The sequence below is a fragment of the Bacillus sp. P14.5 genome, assembly GCF_003316765.1.
Lineage (GTDB): Bacteria > Bacillota > Bacilli > Bacillales > Bacillaceae_B > Rossellomorea.
In genome coordinates, this window is record NZ_NIJF01000025.1 from 1 (window position 1) to 16,570 (window position 16,570).

The window sequence follows — 16,570 nt, forward strand, 5'->3', positions numbered from 1 at the left end:
ACAGCATCAAACCTACAAACCTCTACCTTTGATGCTGTTTAAACCTCATTTATACTGCATCAAATCCACAAACCCCTATACTTGATGCTGTTTAAACCTTACTTATACAGCATCAAACCCACAAACCCCTACCATTGATGCCATTTAAACCTCACTTATACAGCATCAAGTTCACAAATCACTACAGTTGATGCCGTTTAAACCTCATTTATACAGCATCAAATCCACACCCCCCCTATACTTGATGCTGCTTAAACCCCGGTTATACACCATCAAACCTACAAACCTCTACCGTTGATGCCGTTTAAACCCCTTTTAGGAACGGAGGAACTATATCTCACGCCCAAAACAAAAGACAGGAACAAGATGGCTTCCCCTTGTCCCTGCCTTTTAAAAGCCGGCTTCCTTAAAAACCCGAAAACCCTCACCTCCAAATTTCTTTAGAAACATCCACAATATACTTCAGCTTCGCCCACTGCTCTTCCTCAGTCAAAATATTTCCATGATGCGTGGAAGCAAAGCCGCATTGCGGGCTTATACATAACTGTTCCAACGGCACAAATTGGGTGGCTTCTTCCACTCGCGCCTTGATATTTTCCTTATCTTCCAAGGTACCATGCTTGGAAGTGAATACGCCCAGCACAACCTGAGGGCCGCCATTCGGGATATGCTCCAGCGGCTGGAAATCTCCGGAACGGTCATCGTCATATTCCAAGAAGAATCCGTTCACTTTTTCTTTTGCGAACAGGGTAGGAGCGATTTTAGCGTAGCTGCCTTCGAACGCCCATTTAGAGCGGTAATTGCCCCTGCAGAGATGGGTGGTGATTGTCAGGTCTTCCGGTTTATCCTCCAATACGCTGTTCACCACATGCAGCGCTAAATCGATCAGCTCCTCACGGGAATGGCCGCTGTCATTGAATGGAATTTCAGGAGCATTCAGGCCCGCAATATAAACATCGTCAAACTGCAAATAGCGGCAGCCTGCAGCATAAAAGGCTTGGACGGCATCACGGTATGTCTGGATCACATCTTTCGTATATTCTTCAATATCCGGATAAATGTCAAGATTACGGATGCCGGCATTGAACAACTGGTTCGGACTCGGGATCGTCTGCTTGGCAACTGCCCGGTCTCCGACGATTTCCTTGAATTCAACAAAATCCTTTATATGCGGGTGATCCCCGTTAAAAGAAATTTTTCCGGTGACACGAACGTCGTATCTTTCCGTTTCCTCGCCTTTAAACTGGAAGCCATGCTCGGGAACATATCCCTCCACTCCGTTCAGATGCTCAAGGAAATCAGTGTGCCAGAACCTGCGGCGGAACTCCCCGTCTGTTACGGCTTTCAAGCCCACTTCAATCTGCTTATCTACAATTCTTTTGATCTCTTCTGTTTCAATAGCGTGAAGTTCTTCAGCAGAAAGAGTTCCGTCTTGAAACTCCCTCCTCGCGCGGTGAATCCTGTCCGGGCGCAGCAGGCTCCCTACGTGATCGGCTCTGAATGGTGCTCTAATCAATGTTTTTGTCATATAAATCCCATCCTTTTCATTTTTTCCGGTACATCCGGTTTTCCATCATCTCAGCCGGTGCTGTTATGTAACACAAAAACCCCCTCTTCTCAAAAATAAGAAGAGGGGGCAATAAACGAATTTAAAAGACCTTCTCTTCTTATCTGCTAGCATTACGCTACTGGAATTGGCACAGTACTATTGAAAGTCCGCTGCCGAGGTATCAAAGGGCCAGTCCCTCCACCTCTCTGGATAAGAAAAAATTGGTTGCTATTAAGTTATTAGCCTTACTATAATCCCCGATATATAAATTGTCAACTGTGAATATTTAAAATTTACTGATTGTTCTGAGGAAAAATTATATATCTTCCCCCTCAATTGAGATTTCCTGCTAGTGAACTCTCCCAATTTTCAGGGTGGCATCGGCAGCAAACATGGGTTGCCATGTTCTTAATTCAAATGGCTGTTTTTGCAAATATTTTTGCTCTCGGATATCTCTCTCTAATCGGAGGGATCAGGTCTTTCCTTTTTTGCTTAACAGACTATTTTAAGTGAATGTTGGCGTTATCTTACGAAATTCATATTAAACCATTCAAATACAGACGTGGGTCCACTACTATTTTTATTTAAATAATATGACCTGCCAACTTGAAGGATTGAAAATCGTTACACTTAATCTGAGCCTCTTTCAATGAAGGCAAGGGACTCATTGTACTGCAGCTATATCCATTAAGCATTCTAAAAATCTTGCAAATTTCCTTTACAGCCGTTATCTGTAATGCGCCTGTTAATCCAATTCACCCTTTTATTCCTATTCATATTTTTACTGTACTTCAATAGACAATGATTGAAAGTAATTATCTTTGGCATACTTGATAATACTGTTGAATTCGGCAGCACATTCAGCGTTGATTCTTAACTAGTGTTTTTACGCCTGACACACCGTTAGTTCATTTAAAATACCCAGAAACTTCATTGTAATTTCACATATACAATTTAAGATTATTCTTGGGTAGTCTGAGATCAGCATTTTATTGCTCATATTATTTAACGCTTACATGGGAGATGATACCTCAAAGTGAATAGGAATAAATATATTGGTATTTCGGCTCTTTCTCTCTTATTTATCCTTTTCTTGACCAAACCTGACAGCGCTACAAGTGAAGGTCAATTGCAGGCTTTGATTGATCAAGCCTCTGCTGGGAGTGCAGTTACATTATTAGACCATACCTACGAGGATGAAATCATTATCACAAAGCCCATAACATTAATAGGATCGGAGTATACGGTAATTCGCTCCTGCTCTAATCAGCCTCTGCTACAAGTCCAAGCTGATGATGTTAAATTACAAAACATCCAACTTGAACATTGCAAGGACGATAATTCAACAATAGGACCGCAGGGTCAATCCGGTGCCGGCCATGAACATGACAACCATGAGCAGGAAGAGACTGAAATTGGAGGGCCCTCCATATACCTGTCGGGCAGTAACATCACTCTGGATAATATTCAGATTAACAGCAGAAGCACTGGCATTAGGCTGGACGGCGTCACCAATTCTGTTATTAAAGGTGGTAAGATCACCACAAATGGAGCGGGTCATGCGATTGATGTCTGGGATTCGACAGAAAATGTCATCCAAGGCGTAGAAATCAATCATGTGCTGGACGGTATCTACATGGAACGAGGGAGCAAGAACAAGATTCTGCAAAACAATATCCAGTCAGCTAGGTATGGGCTTCATCTGATGTATTCCGATGAAGTGGTCGTTCAGTCTAATCTTTCTCATCTAAACTTCACTGGAGCAATGGTTATGACGACCAATAACGCCCAAGTAATCGATAACACTTTCAGTTTCAACAATTCCAATGTCCATTCCCAGGGCCTTCTATTATTTGATGCTGATGACACGATTGTACGGAACAATACCATTACTCAAAATCGAGTGGGTATCTTCATGGAATCTGCAGAAGGCAATGAAGTAATGGACAACCTTATTACAAGCAATTTCATTGGAGTTCAATTCAACAAAACCAATCTAAATACCGTCACGAATAACAGCTTCATTGGAAATGTGAACGAACTTCAAGCTGTTGATAGTATCAAGAACAACGTAGACCATAATTATTGGGATGCCTCAATGAAACTTCAACAAGGAAATGAAGGAACCAGCATATTTCCTTACGCTGCGGAACCGCTTTACTTACTGTTAACCGAGGACACCCCTGCTTATCAGTTATTCTTCGATTCACCCGGCATCACAGTATTAAAGGCGTTATTCAAAGTGCCGGCAGAGAATGTGATGCAGGACGAAAACCCATTAATGACTCCGCCTGTCCAACCTGATGGAGATGGTTTCAACTTGTTACCTTTCATCCTAAAAGTATTCATCGGGCTCGGTTTTACCATAATAGGCATTAAGTTATTTAACACTAGGAGGAAATATAAATGAAGAAAATCATCGTTTTATTAGCAGCGGCTATGTTCATAGCAGGCTGCGGAAACAATGCGATCGACCCTGTTGCGATCGATGAGTCAACGGATACATGTGCGGTTTGCAATATGCAAGTAATGAACAGCCAGTTTGCCACTGAAATCATTTTGACTAATGACAAAGCACTTAAGTTTGATGATGTTGGATGTATGTATGACTGGATGGATGAGAATGGAACAGAAGATATGGCTGCCCACTTCGTAAGAGATTTCCATACTGATGACTGGATTGAGGGAGAACAAGCAACGTATGTATACAACGAATCCGTCAAAACACCTATGAGTTATAATATTATCTCTTTCCAGGAAAAAGAGGACGCAGAACAATTTGTCGAAGAAAACAATGGCGACCTTTTGACCTATGATGACCTGCAGACTCATGAATGGAAAATGAATAGAGAAATGAAGGACCATCATCACGGACATGATCATGAAGAAACTGAGGGTGACGATGGACATAATCACGATGATACTGAAGAAGAAATGGACCATTCCGAAAATGGCGACCATGATAGCTCAGACCATTAATGTTAGGAACAAAAGCGCAAGTGCCCCGACCCTTCCCGAGTTTATTCTCTTGGGACATTTGACTCCCATGGGCTGAGTTCGATTCGGTGGGTACGAACCTCGGAGGCTGAAGCTCGACGTGGATAACTTAGTTAAAGTTTTCCTCCAGGATGGATGTTAGAAACACCTTAATAATAATCAAGGGACGGCTGTATACCCAATCAATACACCGTCCTATTAAATTTTTGTAAGGGGGCTTAGGATGAAAACAGCATTTTTAACAGAGTGGCGGACGACATTAAGACAGCCCTCTTCCTATACCTTTGTTATTTTGTGGACGTCGGTCATAAGTCTGCTGTTTTTGTTAAATAGAGGCTTGCCGCAATTCGAAGGCTATACCAATATGTTAGGCACGATCATTAATCTCCTATTATATCTTTTACCTTTATTCATGCTGATCATTGGCTCTCTTTCTATTACAAATGAAGTGGAAAGCGGACAATGGGCCATCATCAGTACTTACCCAATATCAGCCATTCGTTATATCAGCGGAAAATTTCTCGGCCAGCTTGTGGCTCAGATTGCCATATTCACCTTAAGCTTCGGAATCAGCATTTTAATAAGCACAGTTTTGCAGTTCTCTGTCTCTTTGAAATGGATCATCCTTATTTATCTATTTTCTATATTTCTGCAAAGCTTCTTTCTCGGGTTGGGAATATTATTGGGCTCTTTCGCTTCTACGCGCTGGCAGGCTTTGATGGGGTCGGTGACCGTCTGGTTCATTCTCATTATGATGTGGGCAAGCCTGTTAATAGCTATTCTGCAATTTATCCCTTACCCGCTGATACCGAATATATTGGCACTTTCATTACTTCTTAACCCCGCCGAGCTTCTGCGTGTCTTTTTCGTTGTTCAATTCGGCGGCGGAGCAGTTTTTGGCCAGGAATTCGATACGGTGATCTCATTATTAGAACTGCCTGTTTCCTTTCCGCTGCTTGGTACCTATTCCTTTTTGTTTATAGCCGCAGTGCTTGGAGCAGCCGGATGGAAACTCGAAAGGAGGAAGATGAATTGAGTCTATTGAAAGTAGCAGAAGTGTCAAAGGTCTATCAAAATAAAGAAGCTCTTCTTCCTCTATCCTTTACAGCAGAACCAGGACAGTGTGTGGTGTTGTGCGGGGGAAACGGAGCTGGAAAAAGTACATTAATACAAATACTGGCTGCCCTGTCAAAGCCAACTGCCGGCCATGTGGTTCTGGACGGGATCGAAATGGAGAAAAGCCGGGGGAACTATGTGAACCGAATTGGCTATATGCCTGACAGTTTCCCTGCACAACAGCTGATGTCTGTTGGGGAAATGCTTCACTTTTACGCCTCTTACCGTCCTGATGCTTCCAAGACACAAGTGGAAGAGATTTTGTCACGCATAGGACTCATTGAAAAAAAGATGAATTGATTAAAAATCTTTCTAAAGGTATGCGCCAGCGGCTCTTGTTCGGCCAAGCTCTCTTGGGTAATCCCCTTTTATTATTAATGGATGAGCCGACAAATGGCCTGGATCCTTATTGGATCAATGAATTCATAAATATCGTTAATGAAGTAAAAAAATCAGGAACAACCATCATTCTGTCTACCCACATGATGGATGTCGCAGCTGAGGTTGGAGACATCATTTATTTCATGAAGGAAGGCAGAATTGTGCATGAGTTTCTTCATGAGACTGACAAGGAAAAACAACCCTTCAGCTTTTAAAACTGCATCGAAGCGTATGAAGGCTGAGATTTTTGCCTGGTTCACATTCACCTATTGATTCACAAAATTGAAGTGGACGATCCGATCTAGTATCAGTACAAAGGCTGCTCTAAGAAACTAGAGCTGATTTTCCTTTATTATAAAGCTGTTTCGCATAAATTGCTGCTACCGAAAAAGTTCCAGCAGCCGGACTCTCTCCCTGGTTAACCTCACAAAAAACCCCTGAAGTGCAGCTGTCCAATAAGAGCAGCACTTCAGGGGTTTACTCCAATATTAAATTTTAAGCTCCCACCGTCTCAAATTTACTTGAATTCCTTCTCTCTTTCCTCGGCTTTTCATACTCTGTCATCGTCCACCCGGTGATACCGTAGAAAAGAGAAACCAGCGGTGTGATGAGTGCAAGGAAACAGAACGGAAGGTACGTCAGGGTTGCGACTCCAAGGACGCCGGCTGTGTAAATACCGCTTCCCGTCCATGGAACAAGGGCACCACCCTGTGTTCCGGTATCCTCCAATATCCTTGAGAGATTTTCAGGCTTTAAATTCAGCCTCTCGAAAATCGGTTTCATTAATGTACCGCCCATCACTGTTGAAAAGTAAATCGCGCCCCCAATGGCAAGGGTGAAATAACTTACAATAATTGTAACAAACACAAGAACTCCCGTATGCTGAATTTTGTCAGCAAACGAAGCAATCAATGCTTCCAGCACTTTGGAATCAGCAAGCATACCTCCAAGCCCAAGGGCAAACAGGAATAATGCAACAAGGGCCAGCATACTTGTCAATCCTCCGCGCTGCAGTAAACTATCCACGACTTCAATCCCGGATTCCACAGCATAGCCGTTATAGAAAATTCCAATCGTCTCTCCAAATCCAAACCCCTGGTACAAAACCGCAACCAGGCCCCCGGCCGCTGAAGCAAGGAAGATAGAAGGGATTGCAGGTTTTTTTAACATCAATAATGTCACTAGAACGGCAATCGGAACCATTGGAACCAAACCAAGGTTAAACGTTTCAGCTAAATAAGAAGTCAGTGCAGCTACACTTTGTTCCTCCGCAGAACCGGCATTGTACTGCAAACCAATTACGGTGAATATGATGGCTGAGATCACATAAGCGGGCACCGTCGTCCACAGCATATGTTTAATATGGGAGAATAATTCTCCTCCTGTCACGGTCGGAGCCAAATTGGTCGAATCGGAAAGAGGAGACATTTTATCCCCAAAGTAGGCTCCACTGATGATGGCCCCTGCCGTTAAGCCGGCGGGTACGCCCAGACTAGCTCCAACCCCCATCATGGCAATCCCCGCCGTTCCGATTGTTCCCCAGGAAGTACCTGTGGCCAATGCCACAAGAGAACAGAAAAGCAGTGTCGTCACTAAAAAGTATTTAGGCGAAACGGATTCAATTCCATAATAAATCAAGGTAGGCACGGTTCCCGAAGCAATCCATGCACCTATTAAAATCCCGACGGTCAATAGAATCAAGCCCGGCTGCAAAGCCCTGCTCATCGACCTTATCATCGATTTTTCCACTTGTTTATAACTGAATCCCAATTTCATCATAAAAGGAATCAGCACAAGCATACTAATAAACATCAGAATTTGAATAGGTGCATCGAAAACAAGGATTCCGACCGAAATGATCGCAATCGCTGAGATCAACATGAACATTGCGTACATGAAAGATGGTGTTTTAATATTATCGGTGTCCAACCAACCACTCCTTTTTTTATAAGTATAATAACCTTGGTACTCGTTCAATAAACAAAATGAAATTGAAATGTTGGTATGTTCCTTAGAGGGAATTGGAAGGGATTATGAGGTGCCTCCGTAATACCAAGCTGCCATAAGTTATATAAATATAGTACTATAGATTGAATTGTTAGTAAATTTCGATAAAACACGATATCAAGTGCCATACAACGATATGGTTATATTGACAGCGCTTTCAGTGTAATAATACACAGCCATGCTCCCATTTCCTGTTTTATGATAGTCCATTCTTTTTTCAAACCAGAAAATCCTGGATAAAATAGAAAGCCAGGTTCATCCCCCCAAAAAACGTTAAAACAGAACAGCGCAGCCCTACTCAAAGTGCCTGACTACTGTTACTCTAAGAGAACCTTCCCAACTAAACTCCAGCAACTCTGAATCTATAAAAGCTTCACATCTATTTTCCCGATTTCAACGCTCATCCTTTACCTAAAAAACATCTTTCCTCTCCTCGCGTAATACGTTAAACTAATGAGAAATAATTCCAGGAAAGCCGTGATGATATGAGCCTGCGTATACAAGTCCCCTTTTTCTTTTTGGCCTAATTTTGTTTAGTTATGGGATAGCCGTGGCCATCAAAGTTCAATATCTGGGCGTCCACCCCTGGGATGTGCTGAATCTGGCACTCTTTGAAAGATGGGGTCTCACCATTGGTACTTGGAGTGTCCTGGTCGGCCTTGCTCTTGTTCTGGTTTCATTGGTGATTGACCGCCGGTACATCAATGTCGGTACTTTTTTTAACGCTCTGATGGTCGGTCCGATGGTAGATATGTTTCTATGGTTGGATATTCTTCCCCAGCCCTCTAACCTGCCGTTGGATATTCTGACACTGATTACCGGGATTGTCATTATGGGGATTGGCGGAGGAATGTATAATTCTTCGCGGATAGGCGCGGGGCCAAGGGACGGTTTCATGCTTTCCATTTCAGATAAGCTTGGATACTCCATAAGCAAGGTCCGCATAGTTGTCGAGAGCACAGCCCTCCTCGTCGCTCTTTTGCTCGGCGGACCCGTCTTCATTTTCACATTTGTTTTCACCTTCATCCAAAGCCCCATTTTTCAGTTGTCTTATAAAATATGTACAAGATGGATCGAGGCACTTTCTCGCATTGCTAAAAAGGATAAATTGTATGCAGGAGAGTTTCCGGTAGAACAGAGGGACAGGCGCTTGCCTTGACTGCGGCCAAATAAGGGGCGTAGTATTTGTTGAAATTACAGCACTGCAATTCTGGCATATTATTTGGTTTTTCTTTATTATCGTTAGTGATCAGCCTTTTTGGCATTTTGTGCATGTTCGCATATATCCCCCTCCCTTTTTTAAATTGGCACTTTTCGTAACGTTGCTATTGATACTGATTCCGAAAAAACCAACTATATATCACCTTAATAACCTGGTAATCTTGAAAAGAGCTGCTTTTCACGATTAGAGAGAAATCCCTTAGTATCCGGGGGAAAATCCGGCTCCTGGGATTTTTCCTATACAATATATGCGAAAACAACCTTTAAATAGAGTATCTAATTATTCACAAGTTCAAGCGGTCCACTCAAGAAAAATATTCATATTAATAGGGCTTACCCTATTATGGGGCAGCGTCAGGGACGATAAGGAATTTCAAATTAAAAAGCCCAGCTTCTCTACAAATCAAATAAGAGAAATTGAGCTTTTCAGTTACTTCACTTATTTAATGAATTCATCAACTGGAAGAAGTACTCAGGTTTATGAGACTTGTTTAGGTTATACCATGAATCTAATGCTTCTGGTGCAAATACATCTAATTTTTTCAGTACTTCCATCGCAAGTTCCAGAGGAGCTATTCCTGATGCAGTAACTAAATTCTCATGAGATACAGCAGATGCCACCTCATAGAACTTTTCTCCTTTATAGTTAGGACATATCATCTTAGTGTATTCTAAGTTATTACTTGTATGCTTTCTGGTGTCTAAGTATCCCATATTCGCAAGGGCATCAACTGCACCGCAAATTGCAGCCACAAGCGTGCCATGTTTTAAAGCACCGCCTGTTTTTTCCAAGACAGGTTGATGAATTTCTTCACTCCAAGTAGTCCCTCCCGGTAAAATTAAAAGATCTTCACTCTCAAGAGTACATTCATCAAGAGAAATATCTGGTTTTATGCTCAGTCCTCCCATAGTCGTTATAATTTCTTTAGCAGCTCCTACTGTAATTACTTTTAAAGGTGCTAAATCTTTTTTGAAATATCTTCCTGAGTTTAGTTCAGCAATTAAATATCCATATTCCCAGTCCGACATTGTATTAAAAACATAGAGAAAAGCTTTTTTTGTCTGCATCCATTAACACTCCATTCACCATTTATATAGCTAGTATAAAACAACTTCCCTGACAGTTAGCGTCAGGGAAGTTATCATACTTGATGAAATTCGATTAATTCGGACAGAACTTCAATAAGTCTTTTCTTAAGACTTACTGGCTCAATCACTTTAATAGATTTGTTGAATGGTAAAAGTAAATAAGGTACATATGTATGTATCACGTCTTTATCGAGAAGGAATACTGCTTGAGTTGAAGTCTGTTCTTGAAGATAATGTCCTAAAAACCAATGTTGGCAAATATCAGCCAATACACTTTTATCCCCATGAATAACCAAGGAAATAATCCCTTCCTTATCTTCTATAGTTGGAAGAAGATTTTTCGTAAAAAAGTCACGTGCTGAAAAATTTTCCGGCCGGTTAAACTTATCTTCGGTCAGCATTAGACGTTCAATTCGATCTACTCTAAAACTGCGGATATCATTCCTAAGATGACAAAATCCAATCACATACCACTTATTATTCCAATAGATGATTCTGTACGGATCGACCAATCTATCATTTAATTGCTTTTCGCCACTTTTTTGATAAAAAATCTTTACTGAGAACCCTTCAGCTACGGCCTGCTCCAACTCCTTCAAAAAAGGTTCTATAGAGAGTGAACTTACTCGACTTATTACTTCAAGGCTGGTTAAATGTTGGTTTATCTTTGTTTCCTGCTCTTGATTTGAATGTTTGCTTAGCTTTGAAATAGCCCTATTTAATGCTTCTCCTCCATAATATCCGGCTTCTTCCGCAAAAACAGCAGCATGATAAAGTGAAGTTTGCTCCTCAGAATCAAAAAAAAGAGGCGCCTCAATAAAATTGTTCAATAAACTGTATCCACCGTTATGACCCGGTTCTGAAATAATCGGTACACCACTTGTTGAAATGGTATCAATATAACGATACACAGTCCTAATATTCATCTCTAACTTTTCTGAAATTTGTTGTGCAGTAACTTTTTCACCTGAACGAAGCATCCATATAATCGCTAACATATTGTCAATTTTAGGCATATAATTCCACCTCTATTTCCCTCTCTCTATATAACTAACAACCATCTTACACTGCCAATTATTTCAAATATCTTAATATTGAGCAATCCCCTTATTCAGTTACTTTCAACCGCACTAAACATAACCTGTCAATTCACCTTAAAGTCATTTGATCTGCTACACAGAATAATCCGTTTGATCATAGGGAGAAAATGTATATTTATAACCGCATTTGCAGGTGAAAATGCACTCCCTTTTGCAAGCGGTTTTGAAGTGTAATACGAATGCGAAATTAATCACTCAAAAAAAGGCGCTGCGGATATTAATCGCAGTGCCTCTTTTTGATGTGTTATTCAATTAAAGCCCCCGTTTGTTGAAGATGGACTAAAGATTAATCACTCGCCATTCACAAACTTCTGTCATACCAATTTTCTTATATACACTTCTGGCTGCGGGATTATTATAAAATAGATATGGATATTTACCTTCTTCTAGTAACATTTGAAATAACCCTATTAAAACCTCTGTACCGTAACCCTTGTTTCTAAAATGTGGATTTGTAACCACTCCAATAATAATGGCACTATTTATGTCTTCCGCAATTGTTGCACAAGAGGAGACCATTTCACCATTAATATCTAAATACACTGTTCTGTCACTACTCTCTTTTAACCTCTTATATTCAATTTGAACATAGTCTTCCTTTTCTTTAGGAAGGCTTTGCGTAAATTCATTGGTAGATAGCAATAAGTCATACTGCATACCTATTTCATCTTCCGTTTGGATAACTTTTAACGGATTTTTAAGTTTTCTTGGTGTAGAAATATTTTTCACTACACCTAAATAGGATAATGTATCAGCTTTTGCATCAACATAAGGCAAGAATTTTTTCATTAGGGAGCTAGGTCCACTTAACTTTGTATAATCTAAATCCCTTAGCAGTTCCTTGTAAATACTGATGTCTCTATCCCACTGAGAAAAATAAGAAATGTTGTTATAGTTATTGATAAGTATAGATACTAACAAGTTATCTTGATATTCACCAAATATTTTAAAATTACCCTCATAATTATTCTTTTTCATACCATCAATTAAAAAATGATAATGAACAACATCCTCACCAAATAATTTAATAACATCTTGGTGATTAGCAGCAGTCAGCTTTTTTAATTGCAATTCCCATCCCCCCGTAAAACACTTTTTCAATTCTTCTTTTGATTAGACGAAATCCCAATAATTTTAGGTTCAACTTATTCAGTTAACCTGCCCGTTACTGGAACAAAGGGCGACTGCTTATTCAGCCAACGCCACCATTACTTGATAAAAGAAGCATTAGAACTCATCATAATATTTCTTTGGGTTAACAATATTATTTGCAACAAAAAACTCCGCCTGGCTCTTAAACATATTTATGTAGGACTCTTTGTCCATAGCAATCTCTACTAACTCATCAACGCTACCTTCAACACTAACTGTATCTAAGTTCAAATCTACCAGAACAGTCATATAGGTTTTATCATTGTATGAAACGGTCCCTGTCACTTGTTTTTTTGCCAAATCAACCACAGGAAAATTGTGAGTTACACCTGTTGATTTGAATAAAGTGTATCCGACATTTGATTTAATGTTATTTTTCTTCACATTTAATACCCACCTGATAATGTTATTTTATAAAAATTTTATTATTTTCTGAGCTTATGGACCTCATTTTCACTTAACGACCATAAATTCCCTCTTCTGTTAATCTGCCCGTTAGCCCAAGATGGTTAAATCTGTTGACGTAAACGAAGGGAGGTGGCTGCTTGTTTAGCATTGCCTCCTTTACTTAAATAGTTGACAAGAACTATCTTCCCAAATAAGCGGGGTAAATTTATCGAATATAATCCCTTCAAGCTTTGTTTTAGCTAATAAATCAGTAGCGTCTTCCTTTGCAAAGAAAAGGCCGGAAACCTCATCAAAGTAGCAGGTAAACACAAAGTCGCCGTTCTCGTCTGTGATAGTTACTGGCCCAGAGGAGGAAGATAGTCTTATTTTGATGTCAGTGTCTATTTCACTTAGTGCATAAGTTTCTTTTTCACCGTGTAATGTCAAATAGTACAGGTGATTGGCTCCTTTGCAGGCTAGTATTGTTATAATGTCGTCTATTATTAATACAGAAAATTCATCTTCCATAGGATAATATGTCTGGTTATCTAATACGCTTTCCAGGCGTATAGACAGATCATTTCTTCGATAAATTTCTCTAGCTGCACCGCTAAATAAACTTGCAATTACAGCCTTAGACATTTCACCTAAACTTATAAAACAAACCTCATTCTTAATGTATCCCAAGATAGAGGAGTACCATATGTAAGAATGTCACCTTTAATAGGATAATACTGGTGTGGGCTGTCACTTTTATCAGATTCCCAGTCATCTGGAATCTTGATAAAAGGAAAGAATATTTTCGCTGCAAATGTATATCCTTTTGGCAATTTACTTAACAAAGGGTCTATTTCAGGACTTTTTATCCTTGGGTAGAAAAACTCCATTTTGTTTATAACCACGTTTTCATCCTCCTACCAGTTATATTTAATACTCACTCCTACTGGGTAACTTTCTCAAGGATTTCCTGAGGGAATGCTTATTCCACATCCTCTATTATAAATTATACGAATACCTAAGTTTCAGTTTATTCCAAGAATCCTGCTCCAATAATTGAAGAAGGGCAATACTTGGACTTTGAAATAGTAATGGTTGTCCATATGAGAATAAAAATTAATAATTATTTACACGTTACACAAATTAAGTTATTTTTGTCATCAATTTTCCAGTAGTACTCATTAATGTTTATTTTCTTAGAGCAATTAGCACATTTACTCGGCCAACCGAAATAGCGGAAATTAGCCAAATCCGTAAGGTCAATGGACCATCCTGCTAAAGCTGTTTATTCCTCATTACTTAATTTAAGTTCACTTGCAATGTCATCCTCAAGTAAGCCTTCATGAAACTCATCAACAGTCTTATCGAAAATCTTCAATGCTTTTTCTTCACTCAGATTCTTATAAAAAACCTGATATAAAAGGTCATTTTTCATACTTTACCATCCTAAAAGACAAAGAATTCACTGACACTTGTCAAGATTAGTTGTTATGGATTAAATGGTTCACTAAAGATTATTTTTGCAGTTATTGGTTGTTCTTTTTAAGAGTAGCAAGGAATCCTTCTCATTCTCTAGTACAACAATATACAAATACCAATTATTTCAAAACATCTATATTATAGCAATGCTATCATTTAATTTACTGGCCCTTTAACAAAACAAGGGTATATTATGGATTTTTCAATATTGTTAATCCCTTTGTGTCATTTAACAGGGGAGGCACTACATTTTTCTCAAAAAAAGACACAATAGCCCTGATTGGTAAATGTAAAATACAGTATTGCCACGACTTTTGTGTCAATCATCACTATTTCTACTTTCTGCTATCTCAATTTAAATGGGTATTTGTTATTCGAGGATGAGTAAAACCCCGTCCTTAATATAGAACGGGGCAAAACACTTTATTATCAAGAAAATCCTTAAATCATAAAATTGATAACAAACATTTAAGGAAGGATCCTGCTGTTAATACCATCAACTAAGAAGGTTGGGCATCAGAAACGAGGAAGCCTGGAAAGTAGCTAATTCCCGTAAGGGATATTGGAGGATTTCCAGAAGTGAAGCGTTACAGAAAGCAATTAAAATAAAAACGCTCAACAAATGGGGTCTTAAAGACCACAATTTCTATAAAAGCGTTGATACTTAAGTTATAGAACAGCAGTATACGGAACCGTACTACGGTGGTGAGAGAGGTCGGCTAATCAATTAATGATTAGCCCCCTACTCGATTACTCATATTGAGAAGGATCAATAAAGAAGGAGTATGCCAGGTAAATGACCATACAAACAGCCGTGACAAGAAAGCCCCAACCCAGGATGATTTGGTCAGTGACCAGGTAATTGTTACATAAAGGTTCTGGAGTTTTAATGTATAACCAGCCCCCTGCAATAAACAAGATGGTAAAAATGATGACCACTATATTTTTACCGGCAGTATTGAGCTTTTTCCAACTGTTGCGCAGAGGGAGTCCTGCCAGGAAAGGCAGGCTGATAAATTTAAATATTTCTACTGACATAACCGTTAATGCTTCATCCATTGTTCGCGGGAGCATCCAATATACCATTATGATCGAAAACAACAGAATCCCCGGAACTCCATTCTCATTCCACTTGTTAAAAAATCTAGGGAATTTGCATTGTAAGTATTTCCCCATTAAAAATCCTGCTGCAACAACCATCGGCATCTGCATATGCATGTGCACCAGCATAATGGATTCCATCAAGTTGGCCACAGGTGGAAGTGCCAGTGCAATGAGCAGGAACAATCCTAATAGAAACTGACTGTTCATATATCAACCTCCCTCTCCCTATTTCAGGACAGCCTTCAATTCAGTAGCAGCTTCTTCCACCTTTGTGTAATCCATGATATTGATTAACTTACCTTTTTTATCAACCAGATAGAATGCAGAGTTATGGGCGAAGTTTCCATCACCGTCGGGAATGACAATTACTCCAAAATATTCCAGTAGCCAAGTCAGCTCCTTTTGATCGGGAACCCGTGCCATTCTCCAGGTTTCTCCGTCACTATAAAAATAGTCTTTGTACCTATCCAATGTATCCGGATGGTCCCTCTCCGAATCAAAACTTATGCTCAAAAACACAATTTCCTCCCCTAAATCTTTTGCAGGAAGTCTTTCATAAACCTGGGACATATTATATTCCAACTGCGGACATACCGTTGTACAGGCAGTATAAAAAAATGTGATAAAAACGTATTTGTCCTTAAACTCATCGATACTGTATTTCCTGCCTGAACTATCTTCCAATAATACAGCAGGGAATGCCGGCTGATGATCAACAAGCCGGTTCACTCTGGCCGTTTCTGCGGTATACGCTTTAAAGCCGTCTGTTCCAATATAGAATATTCCTATCCCGAACAAGAAGACAAAAAGACAAGCTAATACAGTTGGAGCAGGCTTTTTCATTGGATCACTTCCTTTTGGGTTCGCACTAATTCTGCAACTTCAACTGAGAGTGTACCGGCCGGATGCAAGGCAGAAGGATGCCCGCTCCCAAGAGAGGTGAGCATCCCTTTCCTGTGCTCCAAGCGGCACCACTGCCTTGGATGCCGCT

General features: G+C 39.9%; 13 protein-coding genes, 3 pseudogenes and 1 riboswitch. Of the genes and pseudogenes, 5 read left to right on the plus strand and 11 right to left on the minus strand.

What is annotated here, in order from left to right; genetic code table 11:
* Nucleotides 1-424 precede the first annotated feature (424 nt).
* The gene (locus B9Z54_RS02950; protein WP_113927030.1) at nucleotides 425-1,528 is read right to left on the minus strand and encodes a 5-methyltetrahydropteroyltriglutamate--homocysteine S-methyltransferase; all 1,104 of its coding nucleotides are present in this window, start codon (nucleotides 1,526-1,528) and stop codon (nucleotides 425-427) included.
* A gap of 136 nt (nucleotides 1,529-1,664) precedes the next feature.
* Nucleotides 1,665-1,766, minus strand: a riboswitch (SAM riboswitch).
* Nucleotides 1,767-2,585: 819 nt separating this feature from the next.
* Between B9Z54_RS02950 and B9Z54_RS02955 the strand changes: the two genes are divergently transcribed.
* From B9Z54_RS02955 to B9Z54_RS02970, 4 genes and pseudogenes are all read left to right on the plus strand, one after another.
* Entirely contained in the window at nucleotides 2,586-3,959 is a 1,374-nt protein-coding gene (locus B9Z54_RS02955; RefSeq protein WP_113927031.1) for a right-handed parallel beta-helix repeat-containing protein, read from the plus strand.
* Nucleotides 3,956-4,432: pseudogene (locus B9Z54_RS02960) on the plus strand (nitrous oxide reductase accessory protein NosL); the annotation flags it as partial. The gene B9Z54_RS02955 and the pseudogene B9Z54_RS02960, both read left to right, overlap by 4 nt.
* Nucleotides 4,433-4,769: 337 nt before the next feature.
* Complete coding sequence (locus tag B9Z54_RS02965; RefSeq protein WP_113927032.1) at nucleotides 4,770-5,582, plus strand: ABC transporter permease; 813 nt, start codon at nucleotides 4,770-4,772, stop codon at nucleotides 5,580-5,582.
* Nucleotides 5,579-6,278, plus strand: a pseudogene (locus B9Z54_RS02970) (ABC transporter ATP-binding protein). Before B9Z54_RS02965 ends, B9Z54_RS02970 begins: the two are co-directional and overlap by 4 nt.
* Nucleotides 6,279-6,538: 260 nt before the next feature.
* On the opposite strand, the gene nhaC reads toward B9Z54_RS02970, so the two are convergent.
* Nucleotides 6,539-7,972, minus strand: a complete 1,434-nt coding sequence (gene nhaC / locus B9Z54_RS02975) for a Na+/H+ antiporter NhaC (RefSeq protein ID WP_240189777.1) — start codon at nucleotides 7,970-7,972, stop codon at nucleotides 6,539-6,541.
* A 586-nt stretch (nucleotides 7,973-8,558) separates the two neighbouring features.
* Here nhaC and B9Z54_RS02980 point away from each other — a divergent pair.
* Nucleotides 8,559-9,209, plus strand: a pseudogene (locus tag B9Z54_RS02980) (YczE/YyaS/YitT family protein); the annotation flags it as partial.
* 497 nt (nucleotides 9,210-9,706) lie between these two features.
* Here B9Z54_RS02980 and B9Z54_RS02985 read toward each other — a convergent pair.
* The 9 genes from B9Z54_RS02985 to B9Z54_RS03020 form a co-directional block, all read right to left on the minus strand.
* Nucleotides 9,707-10,339 carry a type 1 glutamine amidotransferase family protein gene (locus tag B9Z54_RS02985; protein ID WP_113927034.1) on the minus strand — a complete coding sequence of 211 codons (633 nt, stop codon included), beginning with the start codon at nucleotides 10,337-10,339 and terminating at the stop codon, nucleotides 9,707-9,709.
* 74 nt (nucleotides 10,340-10,413) lie between these two features.
* Nucleotides 10,414-11,376 carry a helix-turn-helix transcriptional regulator gene (locus tag B9Z54_RS02990; protein WP_113927035.1) on the minus strand — a complete coding sequence of 321 codons (963 nt, stop codon included), beginning with the start codon at nucleotides 11,374-11,376 and terminating at the stop codon, nucleotides 10,414-10,416.
* Nucleotides 11,377-11,739: 363 nt separating this feature from the next.
* Nucleotides 11,740-12,531 carry a GNAT family N-acetyltransferase gene (locus B9Z54_RS02995; RefSeq protein WP_113927036.1) on the minus strand — a complete coding sequence of 264 codons (792 nt, stop codon included), beginning with the start codon at nucleotides 12,529-12,531 and terminating at the stop codon, nucleotides 11,740-11,742.
* A 156-nt stretch (nucleotides 12,532-12,687) separates the two neighbouring features.
* On the minus strand, nucleotides 12,688-12,996 hold the full coding sequence (locus tag B9Z54_RS03000; RefSeq protein ID WP_113927037.1) for a hypothetical protein: 309 nt from the start codon (nucleotides 12,994-12,996) through the stop codon (nucleotides 12,688-12,690).
* 180 nt (nucleotides 12,997-13,176) lie between these two features.
* Nucleotides 13,177-13,641, minus strand: a complete 465-nt coding sequence (locus B9Z54_RS03005; RefSeq protein ID WP_113927038.1) for a DUF2711 family protein — start codon at nucleotides 13,639-13,641, stop codon at nucleotides 13,177-13,179.
* 11 nt (nucleotides 13,642-13,652) lie between these two features.
* Nucleotides 13,653-13,901 (minus strand): DUF2711 family protein, encoded by a 249-nt coding sequence (locus B9Z54_RS26050; protein WP_113927039.1) that lies wholly within the window; start codon nucleotides 13,899-13,901, stop codon nucleotides 13,653-13,655.
* A 380-nt stretch (nucleotides 13,902-14,281) separates the two neighbouring features.
* Nucleotides 14,282-14,431 carry a hypothetical protein gene (locus B9Z54_RS24650; protein ID WP_162785072.1) on the minus strand — a complete coding sequence of 50 codons (150 nt, stop codon included), beginning with the start codon at nucleotides 14,429-14,431 and terminating at the stop codon, nucleotides 14,282-14,284.
* Between the two features lie 794 nt (nucleotides 14,432-15,225).
* Complete coding sequence (locus tag B9Z54_RS03015) at nucleotides 15,226-15,786, minus strand: hypothetical protein (protein WP_113927040.1); 561 nt, start codon at nucleotides 15,784-15,786, stop codon at nucleotides 15,226-15,228.
* An 18-nt stretch (nucleotides 15,787-15,804) separates the two neighbouring features.
* Complete coding sequence (locus B9Z54_RS03020; RefSeq protein ID WP_113927041.1) at nucleotides 15,805-16,422, minus strand: SCO family protein; 618 nt, start codon at nucleotides 16,420-16,422, stop codon at nucleotides 15,805-15,807.
* Nucleotides 16,423-16,570: the final 148 nt, after the last annotated feature.